The sequence below is a fragment of the Actinomycetospora sp. genome (assembly GCF_036497245.1).
GTDB lineage: Bacteria > Actinomycetota > Actinomycetes > Mycobacteriales > Pseudonocardiaceae > Actinomycetospora.
Genome location: NZ_DASXJS010000285.1, coordinates 1 through 20,939 on the forward strand (window position 1 = coordinate 1; position 20,939 = coordinate 20,939).

Consider the following 20,939-nt stretch of genomic DNA (forward strand, 5'->3'; position numbering starts at 1 on the left):
CTGCGCCGTGTCGACCGTCGAGGGGCTGGCCGACGCCGACGGGACCCTGCACCCGCTGCAGGAGGCGTTCTCGGTCTGCCACGGCCTGCAGTGCGGGGCCTGCACCCCGGGGATGCTCATGACCGCGGCGTACCTGCTCGAGCGCGAGCCCTCGCCCGACCGGGAGCGGATCCGCGCCGAGATGGCGGGCAACATCTGCCGGTGCACCGGCTACGTGGGCATCGTCGACGCCGTCGAGAGCGCGGCACGGTCGGCCTCGTGAGGATCACGACCGACGACGGCGTCGGGCTCGACGTCACCGACCACGGCGAGCCACCGTCCCCGGCGGGCGCCCCGATGCTCTTCGTCCACGAGTTCGGCGGGGACCAGCGCTCCTGGGCGCCGCAGGTCCGGCACTTCGCCCGCACCCGGCGCTGCGTCACCTACAACGCCCGCGGCTACCCGCCCTCCGACGTCCCGGCCGATCCGGCCGCCTACCACCAGGGCCGGGCGGTGGCCGACGCCGTGGCGGTGCTCGACGCGCTCGCACTGGACCGGGCGGTCGTCGTCGGGAACTCCATGGGCGGGTTCGCCACGCTGCACGTGGGCCTGCGTCATCCGGACCGCTGCGTCGCGCTCGTCGTCGCGGGGTGCGGCTATGGCGCGCACCCGGAGCGGGCCGAGGCCTTCCGCGCCGACGCCGTGGCCCTCGCCGACGCCTACGAGCGCGACGGCAGCGAGGCCGTCGCCCGGGACTACGGCAACCGGCCCGCGCGGGCGCCGCTGCGCCACCGCGACCCGGCCGCCCACGCCGAGCACCTGCGCATCCTCGCCGAGCACGACCCGGTGGGCGCGGCACTGACCATGCGCGGGGTGCAGGCCGCCCGCCCCTCGCTGTTCGACCTGCGCGAGGACCTCGCGGGCATGGCGGTCCCGACGCTGCTGCTCGTCGGCGACACCGATCCCGAGGCCCTGGACGCCACGCTCATGCTCTCCGCGACGCTGCCCGACGCGGGCCTGGCGGTGCTGCCCCGCACCGGGCACCTGGCCAACCTCGAGCTACCCGGGGTCGTCGACGCGCTGATCGAGGAGTTCGTCGGCTCGGTCGAGGGCCGCGGGTCGACGCTTCAGCGCTGAGCGGGCACGTCGGCCGTCATCCCTGCACCGCCGCGCCGGCGCTCAGGAGCGCCTCGGCGTCCACCCCGGCCGCGGTGAGCAGAGCGCGGGTGTCGGCGCCCGGCGCGTAGGCGGGCCGGTCGGCGTCCCCGGGATGAGAGGGGAACCGCGGGGCGGGCCCGGGGCGGAGCAGGCCGTCGCGCTCCACGATGCTGCCGCGCGCGGCGACGTGCGGATGGCTCGCCGCCTCGGTCAGGCTCAGGACCGGCGCGACGCAGGCGTCGGTGTCGGAGAAGACCGCCGTCCACTCGGCCCGGGTCCGGGTCGCGAACGCCGCCGAGACCCGCTCGCGGGTCTCGGGCCAGGTCGAGCGGTCGTTCTGCAGCGCGGGGTCCGCGTCCGCCCCCAGCAGCTCCACGAACTGCGCGTAGAACTTCGCCTCGATGGCCCCGACGGCCATGTGGCCGCCGTCCGAGGTCGCGTAGACCGCGTAGTACGGGGTGCTGCCGTCGAGGAGGTTCACGCCCCGCTCGTCGCGCCAGCGGCCGGAGCCCAGCAGGGTGTGGATCGCCGCGAGCAGGTGCGAGGTGCCATCCACGATGGCGGCGTCAACCACCTGGCCGTGCCCGGTGCCGCGGGCCTCGAGCAGCGCCGCGAGGACGCCGACGACGAGGTAGGTCGATCCGCCGCCGAAGTCGCCGAGCAGGTTCAGCGGCACCTGCGGGGGACCGTCGTGCTCACCGATGGCGTGCAGCGCACCGGTCACCGCGATGTAGCCGATGTCGTGGCCCGCGCGGGACGCGAGCGGCCCGTCCTGGCCCCACCCGGTCATGCGGCCGTAGACCAGGCGCGGGTTGCGCGCCCACACGTCCTCCGGGCCGAGCCCGAGGCGTTCGGTGACCCCGGGCCGGTTGCCCTCGATCAGGACGTCGGCGTCCGCGCAGAGCGCGAGCACCGCCTCGACCGCCGCCGGGTCCTTGAGGTCCAGGACGACGGAGCGCTTCCCGCGGTTGAGGGCGTCGGCGGGCGAGGCCGAGGGGACCCCGCCACGCGACGGCCGCTCGACGCGGACCACCTCGGCGCCCAGGTCGGCGAGCAGCATGGCCGCGAAGGGCCCCGGCCCGATCCCGGCGAGCTCGACAACGGTGGTCCCGGTGAGGGGGCCGCTCATCGGGGGAGCCGCTCGATGATCGTCCCGTTGGCCATGCCGCCCGCCTCGCACATCGTCTGCAGCCCCCACCGGCCGCCGGTGTCCTCGAGGTGGTGCAGGAGCGTGACGAGCAGCCGGGTCCCGGACGAGCCCAGCGCGTGGCCGAGGGCGATCGCCCCGCCGCGCGGGTTGAGCCGGGCCGGGTCGGCGCCGAACTCGCGCTGCCAGGCCAGCGGGACCGACGCGAACGCCTCGTTGACCTCGTAGGCGTCGACGTCGGCGAGGTCGAGCCCGGTCCGGTCGAGAAGGCGACGGGTGGCCGGGATGGGCCCGGTCAGCATCATCAGCGGGTCGTCGCCGACCACGGAGAAGGCGTGGAACCGCGCCCGCGGCACCAGGCCGAGCTGCTCCGCCCGGACGTCGCTCATGATCAGCACCGCGGACGCGCCGTCGGTCAGCGGCGAGGAGTTCCCCGGGGTGACCCGCCAGTCGATCTCGGGGAAGCGGGCGGCCATCTCGTCGGTGCGGAACGACGGCGCGAGGCCGCCGAGCTTCTCGGCGGTGGTGCCGTCGCGCACCGTCTCGTCGCGACGGTGGACGCCGCCCTCGACGGGCACCGGGATGATCTCGCGATCGAAGCCGCCCGCCGCGGCCGTCGACGCGGCCCGCCGGTGCGACTCGGCGGAGTACACGTCGAGCTCCTCGCGGTCGAGCTTCCAGCGCTGCGCGACGAGCTCGGCCGAGATCCCCTGGTCGACCAGGCCCTCGGGATAGCGCTCGGCGACCCGGTCGCCGCGGCTGCGCGGCCGGGAGCTGCCGATCGGGACCACGCTCATCGACTCGACGCCGCCGGCGACGACGACGTCGTAGGCCCCGGCCATGACGCCCTGCGCGGCGAAGGCGGCGGCCTGCTGGCTCGATCCGCACTGGCGGTTGATGGTGGTGCCGGGCACGGCCTCCGGGAAGCCCGCCGCGAGCGCGGCGTTGCGACCGATGTTCCCGGACTGCTCGCCGACCTGCTGCGCGCAGCCGGTGATGACGTCGTCGACGAGGGCCGGGTCGAGACCGGTGCGGTCCACGAGCGCCGAGTAGGCCTCGGCGAGCAGGTCCACGGGGTGCACGCCGGCCAGCGCTCCTCCGGGCCTGGCCTTGCCGACGGCGGTCCGGACGGCCTCGACGATCACGGCCTCGGGCATGGGGATCCTCCTCGGGCGTACCACCGACTGGTCCGCGTTTTTAATCGACCATAGAATGCCACAGTGCCGTTGTCAGCCCCGGGGGCTCGCCGCCCACTCGGGTCCGTCCCCGGAAGGGCGTCGATGCCGACCTACGAGACCGTCCGTGTGTCCGAGCTGGCCGGGGCCCGCCGGATCGAGCTGAACCGGCCCGAGGCACTCAACGCCTGGACACCGGAGATGGGGCGCGAACTTCTCGACGCCCTCACCGACGCCGCGCAGGACCCCGAGGTACGGGCGATCCTGATCACCGGGGCGGGTCGGGCGTTCTGCGCGGGGGCCGACGTCAAGAACGCCCGCGAGACGACGGCCGACGGCGCGCCCGACCTGTCCGGACGCCTGCGCGAGATCTACAACCCGATCATCACGACGGCGCGCCGCGCGCCGAAGCCGGTCGTCGTGGCCGTCCAGGGCGCGTGCGCGGGCCTGGGGGTCTCCCTGGCGCTGGCCGGCGACCTGCTGCTGGCCTCCGACGATGCCTACCTGCTGCTGGCGTTCGCGCGCATCGGCGTCATGCCCGACGGCGGCGTCCTGCCCGCGCTCGCCGAGCGGATCGGGCTCACGCGGGCGGCCGAGCTGGCGATGCTGGCCGACAAGCTGCCCGCCGCCCGCGCCCACGACTGGGGCCTGGTGACCTCGGTGCACCCGCGCGACGAGCTCCTCGACGAGGCCGTGGCGCTGACCGAACGGCTCGGGGCGGGCCCGACGGTCGCCTACGCCAGCATGAAGACGGTGCTCGCGCGGGCCGCTCAGCCGCGCCTCGACGAGCTGCTCGCCCTGGAGGCGGACCTCCAGCAGCGTCACGCCACCACCCACGACTACGCCGAGGGCCGCGCCGCGTTCGTCGAGAAGCGCCCCGTCGCGTTTCGAGGCAGGTGAGCGTTTCGAGGCAGGTGAGCGTTTCGAGGCAGGTGAGCGTTTCGAGGCACGTGAGCGTTCCGGCGCCGCTGAGATCCCGGATCGCCGACGACGTCACTCCCCGCTCGCAGCCTCGGTCTTCTACTCTCGATTAAGAAACCCGAACCCGACAGGGAGGTGGCCCGTGTCCGAGGCCTACATCGTCGAGGCCGTCCGCACGCCGGTCGGACGTCGCAACGGGGGGCTCGCGCAGATCCACCCGGCCGACCTCGCCGCGCACACCATCCGCGAGGTCGTCGACCGCAGCGGCATCGACCCCGCCGCCATCGATGACGTGATCCTGGGCTGTCTCGACCAGATCGGCGCCCAGGCCGGTGACATCGCCCGGACGGCCGCCCTGGCCGCAGGCCTGCCCGAGCACGTCCCGGGCGTGACCATCGACCGGCAGTGCGGGTCGTCGCAGCAGGCGGTGTCCTTCGCGGCGCAGGCCGTGATGAGCGGCCAGTCCGACGTCCAGATCGCCGGCGGCGTGCAGGTCATGAGCCGCTATCCGCTGATGGCCGGGTTCGTGGCGGGCCAGGAGTTCGGCGACCCTGACCCGTGGACCGGGTGCGAGGGCTGGGAGGCCCGCTACCCCGGCGAGGAGATCTCGCAGTTCCGGGGCGCCGAGATGATCGCCGACAAGTGGGCGATCTCCCGCGAGGAGATGGAGGCCTTTGCCTACCAGAGCCACCAGCGTGCGCTCGCCGCGATCGCCGACGGCCGGTTCGCGAAGGAGATCACCCCGGTCGCCGGCGTCGACACCGACGAGGGCCCGCGCGGGGACACCACCCCGGAGAAGATGGCCGGGCTCAAGACGCTCGCCCCGGGCGGGCGGCTCACCGCGGCCGTGTCCAGCCAGATCTCCGACGGCTCCGCCGCGCTGCTCGTCGCCTCGGAGAAGGCCGTCCGCGAGCACGGGCTGACCCCGCGCGCCCGCATCCACCACGTCTCCGCCCGCGGCGACGACCCGGTCATGGTGCTCACCGCGCCCATCCCGGCCACCGCGTACGCGCTGGAGAAGACCGGGATGCGCATCGGGGACATCGACACCGTCGAGATCAACGAGGCGTTCGCCAGCGTCGTGCAGGCCTGGCTCAAGGAGACCGGCGCCGACCCGGCGAAGGTCAACCCCAACGGCGGCGCCATCGCCCTCGGCCACCCGATCGGCGCGACCGGGGCCCGGCTGATGACGACGATGCTGGGCGAGCTGGAGCGCACCGGCGGTCGCTGGGGCCTGCAGACGATGTGCGAGGGCGGCGGTCAGGCCAACGTCACGATCATCGAGCGACTCTGATCATCGACCGACGCTGACGACGATCGCGGGTGCCGAGGCGGACCGCCCCGGCACACCGCGGTGCCCAGGTGCCCAGGTGCCCGGAGAACTGCGGTGGGCCCGAGCCGGAAACCGGCGCGCGACACACACATTCCGGCGACCCCGGTGAACGATGCTGCGGACACCGACGCGGCGCGCACACCACCACCTGGCAGGAGACCCGGCGTTGCGCCGGGAACGGTCGTCCGGGCCGCGAACCGTGTGCGCGACACGTCGGTTCTCCCCGCATCGAACTCGGCCGGCCGCAGTGTGTGCGCCGCGGGTCGGTCCTCCCCGGCCGGCGTCCGGAGGCGCTCTCTGCTCAGCAGATGACGCCGCAGGGGCCGAGTTCACTCACAGCCCGAGATCCCGGCCGACGATCTCCTTCATGATCTCGTTGGTCCCGCCGTAGATCTTCTGGACGCGGGCTTCCACGAACGCCCGGCCGACCGGGTACTCGCTCATGTACCCGTAGCCGCCGAAGAGCTGGAGGCAGCGGTCGGCGGTCCGGGCCTGCACGTCGGTGCACCACCACTTCGCCTTGGCCGCCCGGGCGGCGTCCAGCTCGCCGCGGAGGTGCTCGGCGAGGCAGTCCTCGACGAAGCACCGGGTCACGTCGATCTCGGTCGCGACCTCGGCGAGCACGAACCGGCTGTTCTGGAAGGAGCCGATCGTCCGACCGAAGGCGGTCCGTTCGCGGACGTAGTCGAGGGTGTTCTCCAGGACGCCCTCGGCCGCCGCGAGGGCGAGCACGGCGAGCGAGAGGCGCTCCTGGGCGAGGTTGCGCATCAGGTGATGGAAGCCGTCGCCCTCGGCGCCGAGCAGGTTGGCCGCGGGCACCCGCATCCCGGTGAAGGCGAGCTCGCAGGTGTCCTGGCCGTGCAGCCCGATCTTGTCGAGCAGATGGCGCTCGAGGCCGGGAAGATCCGTGGGGATCACCAGCAGGGACAGGCCCTTGTGCGGGTCGTCGCCGGTGCGGACGGCGGTGACGACGAGGTCGGCGTTCAGGCCGTTGGAGATGAACGTCTTGGCCCCGTCGACCACGTACTCGTCACCGTCGCGGACCGCGCGGGTGCGGATCGCGGCGACGTCGCTGCCCGTGCCCGGTTCGGTCATCCCGATGGCCGTGACCAGCTCCCCGGAGACGAGACCGGGAAGCCAGCGCGCCTTCTGCTCGTCGTTGGTGAGCTCGAGGAAGTACGGTCCCAGCACGTCGTTCTGCAGGGCCAGCGCCAGGCCGGGCGCCGAGAGGCCGTGGCGGCCGAACTCCTCGGAGACCACGGCGTTGAACCGGAAGTCCTCGATCCCGGCCCCGCCGTGCTCCTCGGGTGCGGCGAACAGGAGCAGGCCCTGCGCGCCCGCGGAGGTGAACAGCTCGCGGCTCGGCCGGTGCTGTGCCTCCCACTCGCGGTCGTGGGGCAGAACGGAACGCTCGATGAAGGTCCGGACGACCTCGCGGAAGGCCTGGTGGTCGTCGGAGTAGAGCGAGTCGCCTCCGGGGCGGCTCGTCGTCGGCGCGGCCATCGCGGGCTCCTGTCGGTGGGGACGGGTCCGTGGTCGGCGCGCTGGGTGTCGCCGCCGCTGAATTTAATCTACCTTAGATGAGTCACGCCGCACGACCACAGGAGGAGATCAGATGCCCGGCTTCGCCGACGAGGACGAGCTGCGCCGCTACGTGGGATCGATCTTCGAGGCCGCGATGGCCGATCCGGAGACCGGCCCGAAGCTGGCCGACACCGGCCTGGTGCTCCGCATGGACTGCACCGAGCCGGACTCGAAGCTCACCATCGACCTGCCCGGGAAGGTCGTGTACTCCGGCGACGAGGGGCCGGAGCCGGGCGCGACCATGGTCATGTCGACCGAGACCGCCAACGCCTACTGGCAGGGGAAGGTCAACCTCCCCTTCGCGATGGCCCGCGGGAAGGTGAAGGTCCAGGGCGAGATGAGCAAGCTGCTCTCCCTCGCGCCGCTGTCGAAGAAGCTCTTCCCGATCTACGTGGAGAACCTCAAGGCCGACGGCCGCGACGACCTCGTCGTCGCCTGAGGTCGCCCGTCATGAGCACCGCCGTCACCGTCGACGCTCCTCCCGTCGCCCTGCCCGCGTCCACGCGCCGCCTCGAGCGCGCCGAGTGGGAACCCGACGAGTCGGTGCCCCTGGCCGAAGCCACGATCGGCGGGCTGCTGCGCGACCGTGCGCAGCGCTCGCCGGACGTGTGCGCGCTGATCGGCACCCGCCACGACGGGTCGCAGGCCCGGCTGAGCTACGCCGAACTGCTGGCGGAGGCCCGTGGCGTCGCCGCGGGCCTGCTCGCGCTCGCCGAGCCGGGCGAGCACGTGGCGCTCTGGGCCCCCAACGTGGCCGAGTGGCCGGTGATCGAGTACGGCGCCGCGCTGGCCGGCCTCGTCCTCGTCGCGCTCAACCCGGTCCTCACCGACGACGAGCTCGCCTACGCCCTGCGTCTGTCCGGGGCGTCGGTGCTCGTGCACGCCGAGACCAGCCGCGACCGCGACCTCGCCGCCGCCGTGGCCCGCATCCGGACCGACCTGCCCGCGCTGCGCGAGACCGTCAGCCTCGCCCACGCCGACCGGCTCCACGCCGAGCCGGGCCCCGAGCCCGACGACGTCGCGCCGGAGGACCCGGCGATGATCCAGTTCACGTCGGGCACGACCGGGCGGCCGAAGGCGGTCGTGCTCGCCCACCGGTCGCTGGTCAACAACGCCCGGCTCACGATGATCACCGCCGAGGTCGAGCCGGGCGCGGTGGGGATCGCCCCGCTGCCGATGTTCCACACGGCGGCCTGCGTGATCTCGACGCTCGGGCCGGCCTGGGTCGGCGGGACGCAGGTGCTCATCGAGCGCTTCGAGCCCGGCCCGGTGCTCGCCGCGGCGGTCCGCGAGGACGCCCGGCTGCTCTTCTCCGTCCCGACGGTGCTCTCGGCGCTGCTCGAGGCCGCACGCCACGGCGAGCAGGCGCCGCGGCTGGACACCGTGCTGGTCGGCGCGTCGATCTGCGCCCCGGTGACCATCGCGGCCGCACAAGAGATCTTCGGGGCTGCGGTGCACAACCTGTTCGGCCAGACCGAGCTCTCCCCCGTGCTCTCCCTGACCAGGCGCGGCGACACCGCCGAGGACCTCGCCACCACCGTGGGGCGTCCCCTGCCGCAGACCGCGGCGCGCGTCGTCGACCCGACGACCGGCGACGTCGTGGCGCTGGGCGTCCAGGGCGAGATCTGCGCGCGGGGCTACCTCCAGCTGCTGCGCTATCACGACGATCCGGAGGCCACGGCCGCGACGGTGGACCCCGAGGGCTGGGTGCACACCGGGGACCTCGGGACGATGGACGAGCGCGGCCTGATCGCGGTGACCGGTCGGCTCAAGGAGCTGGTCATCCGCGGCGGGGAGAACATCGCCCCGGCCGAGGTGGAGATCGCGCTCGCCGAGCACCCGGGCGTGCTCACGTCGGCGGTGGTCGGCCTGCCCGACGACCACTGGGGCGAGATCGTCGCGGCCGCGGTGGTGCTCCGGGACGATCACAGCTCCGGCATCGAGGAGTCGCTGCGGGCGCACTGCCGGGAGCGGCTCTCGTCGTACAAGGTGCCGGAGCGGTGGTTCGTGGTGGACGAGCTCCCGATGACCGCCTCCGGCAAGGTGCAGAAGTTCGCCCTCCGCGACCGGTTGGTGGCCGATCAGCCGGGCGCCGACGGGACGAGCACCGACTCGAGCACCCGCTCGAACTGAGCCACCACGGCCTCGAGCTGGTCGTGGGTGCCCACGAACCCGGCGTAGAGGCCCATCCCCCACATCACCGCCACGAGGAGCTCGGTCACCGGCTCCAGCTCGAGGTCGTCGCGGATCTCCCCCGCGGCCATCCCGGTCTCGAGGGTGCCGCGGACGAAGGTGCGCACGTCGTCGATCTGGCGGCGGGCGTGGTCGGCGAGCTCGGGATGACGGAACGCGTCGACCAGGGACGCGGCGATGAACCGGGCGAACGACCGGTCGCCCGCGTCGGCCTGCGCCGCGGTCTCCAGGAACAGTCCGAGCCGCTCGGTGGACGTCGTGGCCTCCGCGGCCCGGGCGAGCCCGACGGTGACCACGCCGTCCTGGGTGGCCTCGAAGACCGCGGCGTAGAGCGCGGGCTTGCCGGCGAAGTAGTGGTTGACGGCGGGCCGCGTGACGCCGGCGCGCGCGGCGATCTCGGCGAACGTCGCCCCCTCGTAGCCGGACTCGGCGAACACCTCCCGCGCGCTGCGCAGGATCGACGCCTCCGTGCTCGGGCCGCCCGAGGCGGCCGGACGGCCACGGCGCCGGGGCGGGGCTGGTTGCTGGGGCGAGCCGGGGCGCGCCTCGACCCGGTCGCCGCTCGTCGTCACCCTCCCGACGCTATCTCACCCTCCGCCGGGCCCCGTGATCGCTGATCATCGTGCGGTGGCCTTCTCGAGATCCACGAGTGCGTTCTCGAGGTGGACCAGCAGGCGCTGCAGGCGGGGCACCGAACGGCGGCAGCCGGTGATCCCGAAGGCCAGGTGGTCGACGTAGGAGACCATCGTGATGTTGAGGGCCTGGCCGTCGAGGACCATCGAGATCGGATAGATCTCCTCGAGCTCGCACCCGTCGAGGTAGAGCGGCTCGCGGGTCGCCGGGATGGTCGAGCAGATCACGTTGAACGGCGGGCGCGGCAACGAGGGGACGCCGGGGATCGAGATCGGGACCGAGCCCGCGAGGTTCACCGCGCTGATCGCGGTCGCCGAGACCGCGTCGAGGGAGCCCATGAGGTGCTTGCTGCGATCCATCGCGGCGTGCACGCGGCCCAGGCGCTCGACAGGGTCGTCGGTGTCGGTGGCGAGCGTGGCGAGGACCGCGGCCCAGGAGTTCCCGTCGGTCGCCGCGCTCGAGGGGTCGGTCCCGGCGAGGGAGACCGGCACCATCGTGACCAGCGGGTCTTCGGGGAGCTCGCCGCGCTCGTCGAGGTAGCCGCGCAGCGCGCCGCCGCACATGGCGATCGCGACGTCGTTCGAACTCGTCCCGGCGCGCCTGGCCACCGCGCGCAGGCGCTCCAGGGGCCATCGGTCGCCCGCGAACCGGCGCCCGGAGCTGACCGGCGCGTTGAACCGGGTCGCGGGCGCCTCGTAGGGCAGCGCCACCGAGTCCTCGCGCACCGCGGCGACGCCGGCGCCCGCCAGCCGGGGCAGCGACCGGACGAACGCCCCGGTCGCGCCGGCCACCGTCCGGGCGGAGTCCGACCACGACGGAATCGGGCGGCGGCGGCGGGGCCGGGCACGCTCGTCGGTCGGCACCATCCACGGGGCGGTGCCACCGCGGTGCTCCGGGTCGGTGGAGAAGCCGCCGAGCAGATGGCGGCCCATGTTCACGCCGTCCAGCGACGCGTGGTGCATCTTGGTGGCGAGCGCGAAGCGGCCGTCCTCCAGCCCCTCGACGAGCCGGGCCTCCCACAGCGGGCGGTCCCGGGCCAGGGGGACGGCGTGCCAGTCGCCGAGGAACTCGAGCAGCTCCCGGATGCGGGACGGACGCGGCAGCCCGACGCGACGCACGTGCAGGCGCATGTCGAGGTCGTCGTCGATCTCCCAGGCGAACTGCCCGCCGCTCGCCCAGCTGCGCACCGGCCGGCGCCGGAACGAGCGCTTGACGTGCACCGGGTCGGTCATGCGCTCGTAGAGTTCGTCGACCAGCTCGGGCCCCGACCCCTCGGGCGGTCTGAACAGCTGCAGGGCGATCACGTGGCAGGGACTGTTCCCGCCCTCGCCCCACAGGTAGACCGAGTCCATCGTCGGCACGAGTTGCACGGGGCGCCCCTTCCGGGCCGAGCTTATTCGAATCTCGATTAAACCATCCGGACGGCGCGGTACGGAACCGTCGACACGCCGGCCCGGTGCCGTCCCGCCACCGGCCAGGTGTCGCCGGACCCGCTCTTGCACGGCCCTCACCAGCATGTTCTAGTAAGTACTAGAAAAACGCGACACGGAGGGAGACCGGGGGCACGTGATCACGACGAACGCCGAGGCCCAGGCACGGGCGCTCTACACCGCGCTGGCCGCCGGCGACGTCGACGCTCTGGCCGAGCTCCTCGACCCGGACGTCGTCGTCGAACCCACGGCAGGGATGCCCGGCGAGCTCGGCGAGATCCGGCACGGGCGCGACGCCGCGGTGGCGGGCTTCTGGTGGGCGATCGGGCGGCAGTACGCGGCGCGGGCCGAACCGGAGCGCTTCCTGACCACCGACGACGGCGCGCTGGTGGTCCTCGGGCGCTACCGGGGCACGGCGCGCGACGGCGGCGGCGATCTCGACGCCGCCTTCGCGCACGTCCTGCGCTTCGCCGACGACGGCCGGATCGCCGCCCTGACCCAGTACACCGACTCCGCGGGATGGGCCGACGCGCTGCCCGACCCCGGCCGGCCGCGGGCGGGCCGGCGGGCGCTGCGCCGGATGACCTACGAGACCGACGAGCGCGGGGTGGCCACGATCCGGCTGACCCGCCCGGAGGCGGGCAACGCCATCGACCCCCGGTTCACCGAGGACCTCGACGAGGCCACCTTCCGGGCGGCCGAGGACCCCGCGGTGCGGGCCGTGCTGCTGTGCGCGGACGGGACGCGGTTCAGCGTAGGCGGGGACCTCGCCGTGCTGGGCGACCTCGAGCCCGACGCGCTCCCCGCGGTGCTCCGCCAGATGATCGACACCTACCACCAGGCCCTGGAGCGGCTGACCGAGATCGACGCGCCCGTCGTCACCGCGGTGCGCGGGGCGGCGGCCGGGGGCGGACTCGGGATGCTGCACGTCGCCGACGTGGTCGTCGTCGACGAGGCCGCGTCCCTCGCCGTCGGGTACGCGGCGCTCGGCCTGGTCGCCGACGGGCTGAACAGCTGGTACCTGCCCCGGACCGTCGGCCTCCGCCGCGCCCAGGAGCTGTTCCTGCTCAACCGCCCGTTCAGCGGCGCCGAGGCCGTGGCGTGGGGCCTCGCGACCGAGGCCGTCCCCGCCGCGGATGTCGAGGAGCGCGCCCGGGCCCTCGCCGAGCGCCTGGCCGCCGGACCGACCCGCGCCCTGGGCCGGATGAAGCGGCTGCTGCGCGAGTCGCACGCCACCCCGCTGCCCGCGCAGTCACGCGCCGAGGTCGTCGCCATGGTCGACGCGGCCGCCGACGAGGACGCCGCAACCGGCGTACCCGCCTTCCGCGCCGGGCAGCGCCCGGTCTTCCACGGCCGCTGACGAGAAGGAGAACCGGTGAACCCGTCGTCGATCGTCCCGGAGAGCCCCGAACGGGCCGAGCTGCGCGCGAGCGTCACGAAGCTCGTCTCCGCGTACGGACACCCCTACTTCGTGGCCCGCTCCCGGGCCCACGAGCAGCCCACCGCGCTGTGGAAGGAGCTCGGTCAGGGCGGCTTCCTCGGGGTGCACCTGCCCGAGGAGCACGGTGGTGGCGGCGGCACGCTCGGCGACCTGTCGGTCGTCGTGGAGGCCGCCTCGGCCGCGGGCTGCCCGCTGCTGATGACGGTGATCTCCCCGGCGATCTGCGGCACGATCATCGCCCGGCACGGCTCCGAGGAGATGCGCGCCCGCTGGCTGCCCGGCATCGCGGACGGCTCGCTCAAGATGGCGTTCGCGATCACCGAGCCGGACGCGGGCTCGAACAGCCACGAGATCACCACCACCGCGCACCCCGACGGCGAGGGGTGGCGGCTGCGCGGCACCAAGTACTGGACCTCGGGGATCGACGAGGCGGACGCCGTCCTCGTCGTCGCCCGCAGCGGGTCGGCCGTCCCCGGCAGCAGCGGGCGCCGGCCGCTCTCGCTGTTCGTCGTCCCCACCGACGCGCCCGGCCTGTCCTGGCAGCACCTCGAGGCGGCCCTCGTCCAGCCCGAGCACCAGTTCACGGTGTTCCTGGACGACGTCCTGGTGGGTCCCGAGACCCTCGTCGGCGACGACGGGGCCGGGCTGCGGCAGGTGTTCGCGGGGCTCAACCCCGAGCGGATCACCGCCGCGTCGATCTCGAACGGGCTCTCGCTCTACGCCCTCGAGAAGGCCACCCGCTACGCGGGCGAGCGCGCCGTGTGGCACGGCGTCCCCATCGGAGCCCACCAGGGCGTCGCGCACCCGCTGGCCGAGTGCTACATCGCGGTGGCCCAGGCGCGGCTGCTCACCGCCCGCGCGGGCGAGCTGTTCGACGCGGGCGCCGACGCCGCCGAGGCGTCCAACATCGCGAAGTTCGCCGCCGCCGACGCCTCGCTGCGCACCCTCGACCAGGCGATGCAGACCCACGGCGGCAACGGTCTCGCCCTGGAGTACGGCCTGTCCGACTACTGGTTCCTCGCGCGGATGCTCAAGACCGCCCCGGTCAGCCGGGAGATGGTCCTCAACTTCGTCGCCCAGCACAGCCTGGGCCTGCCGGCTTCGTACTAGGTGGGCGGAGCCCTCGTGAGCACTTTCCGGGGCTATAGCCCCGGAAAGTGCTCACGAGGCCGGAGGCCACCTCCCGACCCCAGAGGGGACACCGATGTCCGAGAAGACCTTCGACGTGCTCGTCGTCGGCGCAGGTGCGGGCGGGCTGTTCACCGCCGCGCGGCTCGCGCACCGCGGCTACCGCACCCTCGTCGTGGAACGGCTCGACCGCGTCGGGGGGCGCGCCTCGACCGAGGACATCGACGGCTTCACGGTCAACAACGGGGCCATCGTGATCGAGGTCGGCGGGATCACCGAGCAGACGTTCGCCGACGTCGGCGCCCGCTTCGACGTCCGCCGGGCGACGCCCCCGGTGCTCTACCGCATCGGCGGGAAGGACGTCGACGTCACCGGCGGCGGCTGGGGCTTCCTGCTCTCCAAGCTCACCCGGCAGGGCGCGAAGCTCCTCGACGGGCTCGGCGCCGCCCGGACCGACGAGGGCCTGCCCGAGGGCGAGCTCTCCACCGCGGACTGGATCCGCCGGTTCACCAGCAACGAGAACGTCCACGGGATCTTCCGCAACATGTGCGGGTCGATCTTCGCGGTGGGCTCCGAGGAACTGCCCGCGAAGGTCTTCCTCACCTACTTCACCCGGCGCAGCGCGTTCAAGAAGTTCGGCTTCTGCCCCGAGGGCACGATCGGCGTGTGGCGGGCCCTCGCCGACGTCATCGAAGGGGCCGGAGGCGAGGTCTGGCTCGACAGCGAGGTCCGCGGCCTGCACCTCGGCGACGACGGCCTCGTCACCGGCGCCACCGTGGCCCGGCCCGGCGAGACCGTCGAGGTCGCGTGCCGGGCGGCCGTGAGCGACGCGGGGCCCGCCACCACCGCCGACCTCGTCGGACGCGACCGGCTGCCCGCCGCGCACACCGCCACGGTCGACACCACGCCCTGCTCGATGATCGTCGTGAACTTCGCGAGCCGGACGCCGCTGACCGAGGCACCGGGGCTGCTGAGCTTCGCGAAGACCCGGCGGATGTGCTACGTCGCGAACTTCACCGCCACCTGCCCGGAGATGGCCCCCGAGGGCTGGCACCTGTACAACGGCAGCTCCGTGCCGGTGCCGGCCACGGGCGGGTTCGACGAGGCCGAGGAGATCGAGCTGCTGCACGCCGACCTGCACGAGCAGATCCCGGGCTTCGCCGACGCCCGGGTGCTCTCCACCTCGGTGTGGCGCGACGGCTGGCCGCCGCAGCGGGCGGTCGCGGGGCACGATCTCCCGCACACCACCCCCGTCGCGAACCTGTGGAACGTGGGCGACGCGGTGAAGGAGTACGCCAACGGCGGCACGACGGCGTGCGCGGAGACCGCGGCCCTGGTCGCCGGCGAGGTCGCCGAGCGCCTGGCCCCGGCCGCCGCGCGCTGACCCGTCAGGCGAGCAGGACCGCCGCCAGGACGACCGGCACGACGACGACGTAGGCGTCGAACGCCCGGCGCAGCACCGGCGGTGCGTGGCGCAGCTCCATGAAGTAGCGGCCGACGAGCCAGACCTTGACGAACGCGACGGCGACGACCACGAGGACCGTGGTCGCGCCGAGACCCAGCCCCTCGTGGACGGCGACCGAGACGGCCGTGGCGAGCAGCAGCGCGGCCCAGACGGCGACGAGCGTGCGGTCGTGCATGGCGGACACAGCGATCACCCCAGGGTGTAGAGCAGGCCGAAGAGGACGAGCCAGAGCAGGTCGACCATGTGCCAGTAGCTCGCGCCGCTCTCCACCAGGGAGAGATCGGCGCGCCCGAGCACGGGCCTGCGCACGATCCGGAGGACGCCGCCGAGCACGCACAGGCCGATGACGACGTGGAGCAGGTGCAGCCCGGTGAAGGTGAAGAAGTAGAGGAAGAAGTCGTCGGAGCGCGCGGTGTGCCCGGCGGCGACGAGGTCGGTGTACTCGACCACCTTCACCGCCACGAACACCACGGCGCCGGCCATGGTCGCCGCCACCAGCCGGACCGCCGCCCGCGGGTGGCCGAGGCGGGCCGCGCGCACGGCCAGCGCCATGGTGAGCGAGCTCGTCACGAGCACGACGGTGTTGACGATCCCCAGGCCCAGGTGCAGGGCGTCCTGGTCGAGCGCGTAGGCCGCCCGGTCGTGGGCGTAGGTCACCGCGAGCACGACGAAGCAGACGGCGAACACGACCATGTCGCCGAGCACGAACACCCAGATCCCGGCCTCGCCGGGGGTCCGGGTCGAGTCCGGCGACCGGTCGCTCTCGAGCGCGGGGGCGCTCATCGGGCCTCCTCCCGCAACCGGCCGCGCAGCACCGCGAACATCACGAGGAACCAGCCGCCGAAGACCGTCGCCACCACCCAGAACACGAGCAGGCCGTTCCAGGCGAACGCCCCCGTCCGGAAGAAGATCAGCAACAGGCCGGGAAGCGTCAGGAACGCGGTCCAGAGGTTGTAGAAGCCGAGCCAGCGCGGGAGCTCGGCGCCGGCCTCGTCCGGCGCACCCGGGTCCTGCATGAGGGCCGCCAGCCCGATCGCCACGGCCTGGATCACGAACGGCACGAGGTTGCCGATGAAGGGGATGAAGGCCAGCTCGTGCAGGGCCTGGGTGATCTGCGGGTCCCGCTCCGGGCGGTAGGCCGCGGCCATGAACACGATCGCGGGGCCGGACACCGCGATCACGCCGAGGGTCCCGCCCATCAGCTGGAGCACGGCGAGCGGCCCGGCCCCGGGGATGCGGCGGAGCCGGTGGTGGATCGCCACGACGAAGGGCGCCGTGAGGCCGCCCCCGAGGAAGAGCAGGATGAACGCGAGCCGCTTGAGATCGGTGTGCTCGGCGTACATCGCCGCCACCTGGTCCGCGGTCAGCGACGGCGAGGGCGGCGGGACCCATCCGGCCACCAGGAGTCCGGCGAAGAGCAGGACCACGAACAGCGGGGCCGACCACACGCACCAGGTCTGGATGCGGTGCTCGGTGAGCCCCCGGGGGGCCGCGGTCGGGGGTGCGCTCTCGCGGACCCCGCGGATCGTCGTCACGGGTCAGCCGACCGGGTTGACGCCGGGCACGGCCCCGGAATGGTCGGTGATCTCGGCCCAGCGGTCGCCGACCTGCTCCAGGGTGGGGACCTCGGAGAAGGTGACGCCCTTCGTCATGAACTGGGTGACTTGGTGGACCTGGCCGCCGCCCGCCACGATCACCGAGCCCGAGTCGGTGCACTCCTCCGACACCAGGTGCCCGACCACCGGGGCGACGTGGGCGGGCCCGAGCGAGTCGAGCACCTCCTGCGGCGCGATGTCCGCCGTCATCCGCGTCGCGGCCATCGGGGCGACGGCGTTCGCGAGGATGTCGTAGCGGGCCCCCTCGATCGCGAGGGTCTTGATCAGGCCGATCATCCCGCCCTTGGCGGCGCCGTAGTTCGACTGCCCGAAGTTGCCGTAGATCCCCGAGGTGGAGGCGGCCACGACCACCCGGCCGAACCGCTGCTCGCGGAAGTGCGGCCAGGCGGCCCGCACCACGTGGTAGGTGCCGTCGAGGTGGACCGCGAGGACGGCGTCCCACGCCTCGGTGGTCATCTTGTGGAAGGCCGAGTCGCGCAGGATGCCCGCGTTGGCGACGACGCCGTCGATGCGCCCGAAGGCGTCGAGGGCGGCCTGGACGACCGCCGTGCCGCCTGCCCCGTCCGCGACGCTGTCGTAGGACGGGACCGCCTCGCCGCCCGCGTCACGGATCTCGGACACCACGGTGTCCGCGGCGGCGTGTCCCTCTCCGCTGCCGTCCCGCGCGCCGCCGAGGTCGTTCACGACGACCTTCGCCCCCGAGCGGGCGAGCAGCAGGGCGTACTCGCGCCCCAGCCCTCCCCCGGCACCGGTCACCACGACGACGCGTCCCTCGACTCCGGACACACGGACCTCCTCACACACGGACGAACGTGACGACGCGGAGCGCCGTCAGGGGTGGAAGCGCGACATGCTCCCGTCAGCGGGCACGGGCGTCGAACGCGGCGATGCCCTCGGCGGCGGAGTCGCCGCCGAGGTGGGCGACGACGGCGTCGCGCTCGGCGGCGAGACCCTCGGCGAGGGGCAGCTCGAGCCCGTCGCGCACGAGGCGCTTGGCCCGGGCGAGCGCGGCGGGGTCCTTGCTCGCCAGGTTCTCGACGACCTCGTGGACCGCGGCGTCGAACGTCTCGGCGGGCGCGGCCCGGTGGGCCAGCCCCCAGGCGAGGGCGTCGAGCCCGGAGAGGCGGTCCCCGGTGAGGATGTGTGCGAGGGCGCGCTGGCGGCCGACCAGCCGCGGCAGCCGCTGGGACGAGCCGCCGCCGGGCACCTGCCCGAAGTTGAGGTGGTTGTCGGCGATCCTCGCGTCCTCGCGCACGACGACGACGTCGCACGACTGCATCAGCTCGAAGCCGCCGGCCAGCGCGTAGCCCTCGACGGCCGCGACGACCGGCACCGGAAGCTCACCGATCACCGTGCACGCGGCGCCGAAGTTGTCGAAGAGCGGGCGCAGCGCCTCGGGCCCCTCGGCGCGCAGCCGGGAGACCTCGGCGAAGTCGCCCCCCGCGGAGAAGTGGCCGCCTGCGCCGCGGATGACCAGCACCCGCGTCCGGCTCGCGAGGTCGACCAGCGCGTCGTGCAGGGCGCGCCCGAGCTCGACGGTCACCGCGTTGCGCGCGTGCGGGCGGTTGAGCGTGATCCGCCCGACCGGTCCGTCGGCCTCGGCGTGCACCGGCTCGTCCACGGGCCTCCCTCGACGCTCCACGCCCGCGACGTCACCGACGGCGGGTTTTAACGGACATTAGAAGAATCGCTCGTCCCGCGCAACGGCGGCGCTCCGGCGCCGTAGGGTGCGCGTCCATGGCGTCGGTGACGCGCAGGACGTCCGGGAGCCGGGCGCAGCGGCGCGAGGAGAACGCGCGCCGGCTGCTGGGCGCGCTCTCGGAGCTCCTCGCCGAGGGCACGAGCTTCACCGAGCTGCCGGTCGAGCGGCTCGCCTCGCGTGCGGGGGTCTCACGGTCGACGTTCTACGTCCACTTCGCCGACAAGGGTGCCCTGCTGCGCGAGGTGACCGCGGACATCGTCGAGGCACTGCTCGCCGCCGGGCGGGGATGGTGGGGCGGGGACGCCCCGGCCTCGCGCGAGGAGCTGCGCGAGCGCGCCGCGGTGATCGTCGCGACCTACCGCCCGCACGCCGAGCTGATGCGCGCCTTCACCGACACCTCGAGCCACGACGCCGAGGTCCACGAGGCGTTCCGTGCCCTCACCGACCGCTACGTCGACGAGCTGGCCGACCACATCGAGCGCGGCCAGCGGGCGGGCACCGTGCACCGGGACCTGCCGGTGCGGGGCACCGCGGAGATGCTCACGTGCATGGCCGAGCGGGGCCTCGACCAGATGCTGCGCGGCGCCGACGACGAGGGTGCCGAGCGGACCGTCGAGGCGTTCACCGCGGTCGTCTGGAACATGCTCTACGCCCGCGCGCACGCCTGATCGGACACCGTGTCCAGACAGACCATCTTGACTCTGGATTAAATTCGCGGGAAGGTGGTCCGCGTACTCGTCCTGTCCTGCGAGAGGACCCTCGATGACCACCACTGCGCCGACGTCGCGACCGGCCCCCGAGGGCCTGCGCGATCTCGTGCAACCCGACCGGGTGCACGGGTCGCTCTACACCGACCCCGCGATCTTCGCGCGGGAGCTCGAGCAGATCTGGTACACGACCTGGGTCTACGTGGGACACGTCAGCGAGATTCCGCGCCCGAAGGACTACGTCCGCAAGACGATCGGCCCGCAGCAGATCGTCATGACCCGCGACAACGACGGCGGGGTCCACCTGCTGCAGAACCGCTGCGCCCACCGCGGCAACCTGGTCTGCGAGGCCGACCGTGGCCACTCCGGCTCGTTCCGCTGCCCGTACCACGGGTGGACGTTCTCGAACACCGGCGAGCTGCTCGGCGCCCCGTTCAACCAGGGCTACGGCGGCAAGGAGGGACTGAAGGCGCTCGGGGGGCTCGCCCCGGTGCCGCGCGTCGGGATCTACCAGGGCTTCGTCTTCGGCAGCCTCGCCGCCGAGGGCCCCACGCTCGAGGAGCACCTGGGCGCCGCCGCCGAGCGCCTCGACCGGCTGGTCAGCCTCTCCCCCGAGGGCGAGGTGGAGCTCACCGCGGGCTTCGTGGCGCACGAGGTCGAGGCGAACTGGAAGATGCTGGTCGAGAACGAGACCGACGGCTACCACCCCCAGTTCGTCCACTCCTCGATCTTCTCGATCTCCGGCAGCAGCATCGGCGACCTGTACAGCGACAAGTCCACCGCCGTGACGCGCGCCCTGGGCGGCGGCCACTCGGAGAACGACCTGGCTCCGGAGTTCCGTCGTATGGGCGTCCCGATGGGCTGGGCGGGCACCCCCGAGGCGAAGATCCCCGACTATGTCGCGCAGATGCGCGAGGTGTACGGACGCGAGACCGGCGACGAGATCATGATCAACGGCTCGCCGCACATCATGATCTTCCCGAACCTGTTCGTCGCCGAGATCCAGCTCTTCGCCATCCAGCCGCTCGCGGTGGACCGCACCGTCCAGCACGTCACCGCGATCCAGTTCAAGGGCGCCCCCGACCTCAACCGCCGCCTGGTGACCCAGTGCGTCGGCTCGGTCGGGCCCGCCGGGATGCTGCTGGCCGACGACGCCGAGATGTACGAGCGCAACCAGCGCGGGGTCGCGCAGCTCCGCCCGGAGTGGCTCGACCTGCGCCGCGGGCTCGGGCGCGAACGCACCGACGACGACGGGTTCACCATCGGCACCGCGACCGACGAGACCTCCATGCGCTCCATGTGGGAGCACTACCTGACCCTGATGGAC

General features: G+C 73.4%; 20 protein-coding genes and 1 pseudogene. 11 read left to right on the plus strand and 10 right to left on the minus strand.

The features are described from left to right. Both VGI02_RS28675 and VGI02_RS28680 read left to right on the plus strand, forming a co-directional pair. The coding region (locus VGI02_RS28675) for a (2Fe-2S)-binding protein (protein ID WP_331633449.1) at positions 1–262 on the plus strand (262 nt) is incomplete at its 5' end. Beyond that, positions 259–1,116: an alpha/beta fold hydrolase gene (locus tag VGI02_RS28680; RefSeq protein ID WP_331633451.1), complete on the plus strand. Its 858-nt coding sequence runs from the start codon at positions 259–261 to the stop codon at positions 1,114–1,116. The genes VGI02_RS28675 and VGI02_RS28680, both read left to right, overlap by 4 nt. A 16-nt stretch (positions 1,117–1,132) precedes the next feature. Here VGI02_RS28680 and VGI02_RS28685 read toward each other — a convergent pair whose 3' ends face one another. Further along, positions 1,133–2,266, minus strand: a complete 1,134-nt coding sequence (locus VGI02_RS28685) for a CaiB/BaiF CoA transferase family protein (protein WP_331633453.1) — start codon at positions 2,264–2,266, stop codon at positions 1,133–1,135. Continuing rightward, positions 2,263–3,441 carry a thiolase family protein gene (locus tag VGI02_RS28690; protein ID WP_331633455.1) on the minus strand — a complete coding sequence of 393 codons (1,179 nt, stop codon included), beginning with the start codon at positions 3,439–3,441 and terminating at the stop codon, positions 2,263–2,265. Before VGI02_RS28690 ends, VGI02_RS28685 begins: the two co-directional genes overlap by 4 nt. A 123-nt stretch (positions 3,442–3,564) precedes the next feature. Between VGI02_RS28690 and VGI02_RS28695 the strand changes: the two genes are divergently transcribed. Continuing rightward, complete coding sequence (locus VGI02_RS28695; RefSeq protein WP_331633457.1) at positions 3,565–4,359, plus strand: enoyl-CoA hydratase-related protein; 795 nt, start codon at positions 3,565–3,567, stop codon at positions 4,357–4,359. A 163-nt stretch (positions 4,360–4,522) separates the two neighbouring features. Continuing rightward, the gene (locus VGI02_RS28700; protein ID WP_331633459.1) at positions 4,523–5,674 is read left to right on the plus strand and encodes an acetyl-CoA C-acetyltransferase; all 1,152 of its coding nucleotides are present in this window, start codon (positions 4,523–4,525) and stop codon (positions 5,672–5,674) included. Between the two features lie 372 nt (positions 5,675–6,046). Here the strand turns inward: VGI02_RS28700 and VGI02_RS28705 are convergent, their stop codons facing one another. Then, positions 6,047–7,216: an acyl-CoA dehydrogenase family protein gene (locus tag VGI02_RS28705; protein ID WP_331633461.1), complete on the minus strand. Its 1,170-nt coding sequence runs from the start codon at positions 7,214–7,216 to the stop codon at positions 6,047–6,049. A gap of 112 nt (positions 7,217–7,328) precedes the next feature. Between VGI02_RS28705 and VGI02_RS28710 the strand changes: the two genes are divergently transcribed. After that, positions 7,329–7,736, plus strand: a complete 408-nt coding sequence (locus VGI02_RS28710; protein WP_331633463.1) for an SCP2 sterol-binding domain-containing protein — start codon at positions 7,329–7,331, stop codon at positions 7,734–7,736. Positions 7,737–7,747: 11 nt separating this feature from the next. After that, complete coding sequence (locus VGI02_RS28715; protein WP_331633465.1) at positions 7,748–9,430, plus strand: class I adenylate-forming enzyme family protein; 1,683 nt, start codon at positions 7,748–7,750, stop codon at positions 9,428–9,430. On the opposite strand, the gene VGI02_RS28720 is transcribed toward VGI02_RS28715, so the two are convergent. Continuing rightward, positions 9,379–10,062, minus strand: a complete 684-nt coding sequence (locus tag VGI02_RS28720) for a TetR/AcrR family transcriptional regulator (protein ID WP_331633467.1) — start codon at positions 10,060–10,062, stop codon at positions 9,379–9,381. The two genes, VGI02_RS28715 and VGI02_RS28720, sit on opposite strands and share 52 nt — an antisense overlap. A gap of 45 nt (positions 10,063–10,107) precedes the next feature. Continuing rightward, positions 10,108–11,493, minus strand: a complete 1,386-nt coding sequence (locus VGI02_RS28725; protein WP_331633469.1) for a WS/DGAT/MGAT family O-acyltransferase — start codon at positions 11,491–11,493, stop codon at positions 10,108–10,110. A 196-nt stretch (positions 11,494–11,689) separates the two neighbouring features. On the opposite strand from VGI02_RS28725, the gene VGI02_RS28730 reads away from it, so the two are divergent. From VGI02_RS28730 to VGI02_RS28740, 3 genes are all read left to right on the plus strand, one after another. Continuing rightward, positions 11,690–12,913 (plus strand): enoyl-CoA hydratase-related protein, encoded by a 1,224-nt coding sequence (locus VGI02_RS28730; protein ID WP_331633470.1) that lies wholly within the window; start codon positions 11,690–11,692, stop codon positions 12,911–12,913. A 15-nt stretch (positions 12,914–12,928) separates the two neighbouring features. Then, positions 12,929–14,104, plus strand: coding sequence for an acyl-CoA dehydrogenase family protein (locus VGI02_RS28735; RefSeq protein ID WP_331633472.1), 1,176 nt, complete (start codon positions 12,929–12,931; stop codon positions 14,102–14,104). A 94-nt stretch (positions 14,105–14,198) separates the two neighbouring features. Continuing rightward, complete coding sequence (locus VGI02_RS28740) at positions 14,199–15,506, plus strand: phytoene desaturase family protein (protein WP_331633474.1); 1,308 nt, start codon at positions 14,199–14,201, stop codon at positions 15,504–15,506. A gap of 4 nt (positions 15,507–15,510) precedes the next feature. Here the strand turns inward: VGI02_RS28740 and VGI02_RS28745 are convergent, their stop codons facing one another. From VGI02_RS28745 to VGI02_RS28765, 5 genes and pseudogenes are all read right to left on the minus strand, one after another. Further along, positions 15,511–15,762 (minus strand): cytochrome C oxidase subunit IV family protein, encoded by a 252-nt coding sequence (locus VGI02_RS28745; protein ID WP_331633489.1) that lies wholly within the window; start codon positions 15,760–15,762, stop codon positions 15,511–15,513. Positions 15,763–15,776: 14 nt separating this feature from the next. After that, positions 15,777–16,370, minus strand: a complete 594-nt coding sequence (locus VGI02_RS28750; RefSeq protein WP_331633477.1) for a cytochrome c oxidase subunit 3 — start codon at positions 16,368–16,370, stop codon at positions 15,777–15,779. After that, a complete protein-coding gene (locus VGI02_RS28755; protein ID WP_331633479.1) occupies positions 16,367–17,122 on the minus strand; it encodes a hypothetical protein in 756 nt (251 codons plus the stop codon). Before VGI02_RS28755 ends, VGI02_RS28750 begins: the two co-directional genes overlap by 4 nt. Positions 17,123–17,368: 246 nt before the next feature. Next, positions 17,369–18,007, minus strand: a pseudogene (locus VGI02_RS28760) (SDR family NAD(P)-dependent oxidoreductase); the annotation flags it as partial. A gap of 55 nt (positions 18,008–18,062) precedes the next feature. After that, the gene (locus VGI02_RS28765; protein WP_331633483.1) at positions 18,063–18,824 is read right to left on the minus strand and encodes an enoyl-CoA hydratase/isomerase family protein; all 762 of its coding nucleotides are present in this window, start codon (positions 18,822–18,824) and stop codon (positions 18,063–18,065) included. 116 nt (positions 18,825–18,940) lie between these two features. On the opposite strand from VGI02_RS28765, the gene VGI02_RS28770 reads away from it, so the two are divergent. After that, on the plus strand, positions 18,941–19,573 hold the full coding sequence (locus VGI02_RS28770) for a TetR/AcrR family transcriptional regulator (protein WP_331633485.1): 633 nt from the start codon (positions 18,941–18,943) through the stop codon (positions 19,571–19,573). A 94-nt stretch (positions 19,574–19,667) separates the two neighbouring features. Next, a partial coding sequence (locus VGI02_RS28775; protein ID WP_331633487.1) for an aromatic ring-hydroxylating oxygenase subunit alpha occupies positions 19,668–20,939 on the plus strand: 1,272 nt, incomplete at its 3' end.

Coding starts and splice junctions, on each gene's coding strand:
- VGI02_RS28685 (WP_331633453.1), bottom strand. CDS start 2,266: ATGAGCGGCCCCCTCACCGGGACCACCGTTGTCGAGCTCGCCGGGATC.
- VGI02_RS28690 (WP_331633455.1), bottom strand. CDS start 3,441: ATGCCCGAGGCCGTGATCGTCGAGGCCGTCCGGACCGCCGTCGGCAAG.
- VGI02_RS28695 (WP_331633457.1), top strand. CDS start 3,565: ATGCCGACCTACGAGACCGTCCGTGTGTCCGAGCTGGCCGGGGCCCGC.
- VGI02_RS28705 (WP_331633461.1), bottom strand. CDS start 7,216: ATGGCCGCGCCGACGACGAGCCGCCCCGGAGGCGACTCGCTCTACTCC.
- VGI02_RS28710 (WP_331633463.1), top strand. CDS start 7,329: ATGCCCGGCTTCGCCGACGAGGACGAGCTGCGCCGCTACGTGGGATCG.
- VGI02_RS28715 (WP_331633465.1), top strand. CDS start 7,748: ATGAGCACCGCCGTCACCGTCGACGCTCCTCCCGTCGCCCTGCCCGCG.
- VGI02_RS28740 (WP_331633474.1), top strand. CDS start 14,199: ATGTCCGAGAAGACCTTCGACGTGCTCGTCGTCGGCGCAGGTGCGGGC.
- VGI02_RS28745 (WP_331633489.1), bottom strand. CDS start 15,762: ATGCACGACCGCACGCTCGTCGCCGTCTGGGCCGCGCTGCTGCTCGCC.
- VGI02_RS28750 (WP_331633477.1), bottom strand. CDS start 16,370: ATGAGCGCCCCCGCGCTCGAGAGCGACCGGTCGCCGGACTCGACCCGG.
- VGI02_RS28770 (WP_331633485.1), top strand. CDS start 18,941: ATGGCGTCGGTGACGCGCAGGACGTCCGGGAGCCGGGCGCAGCGGCGC.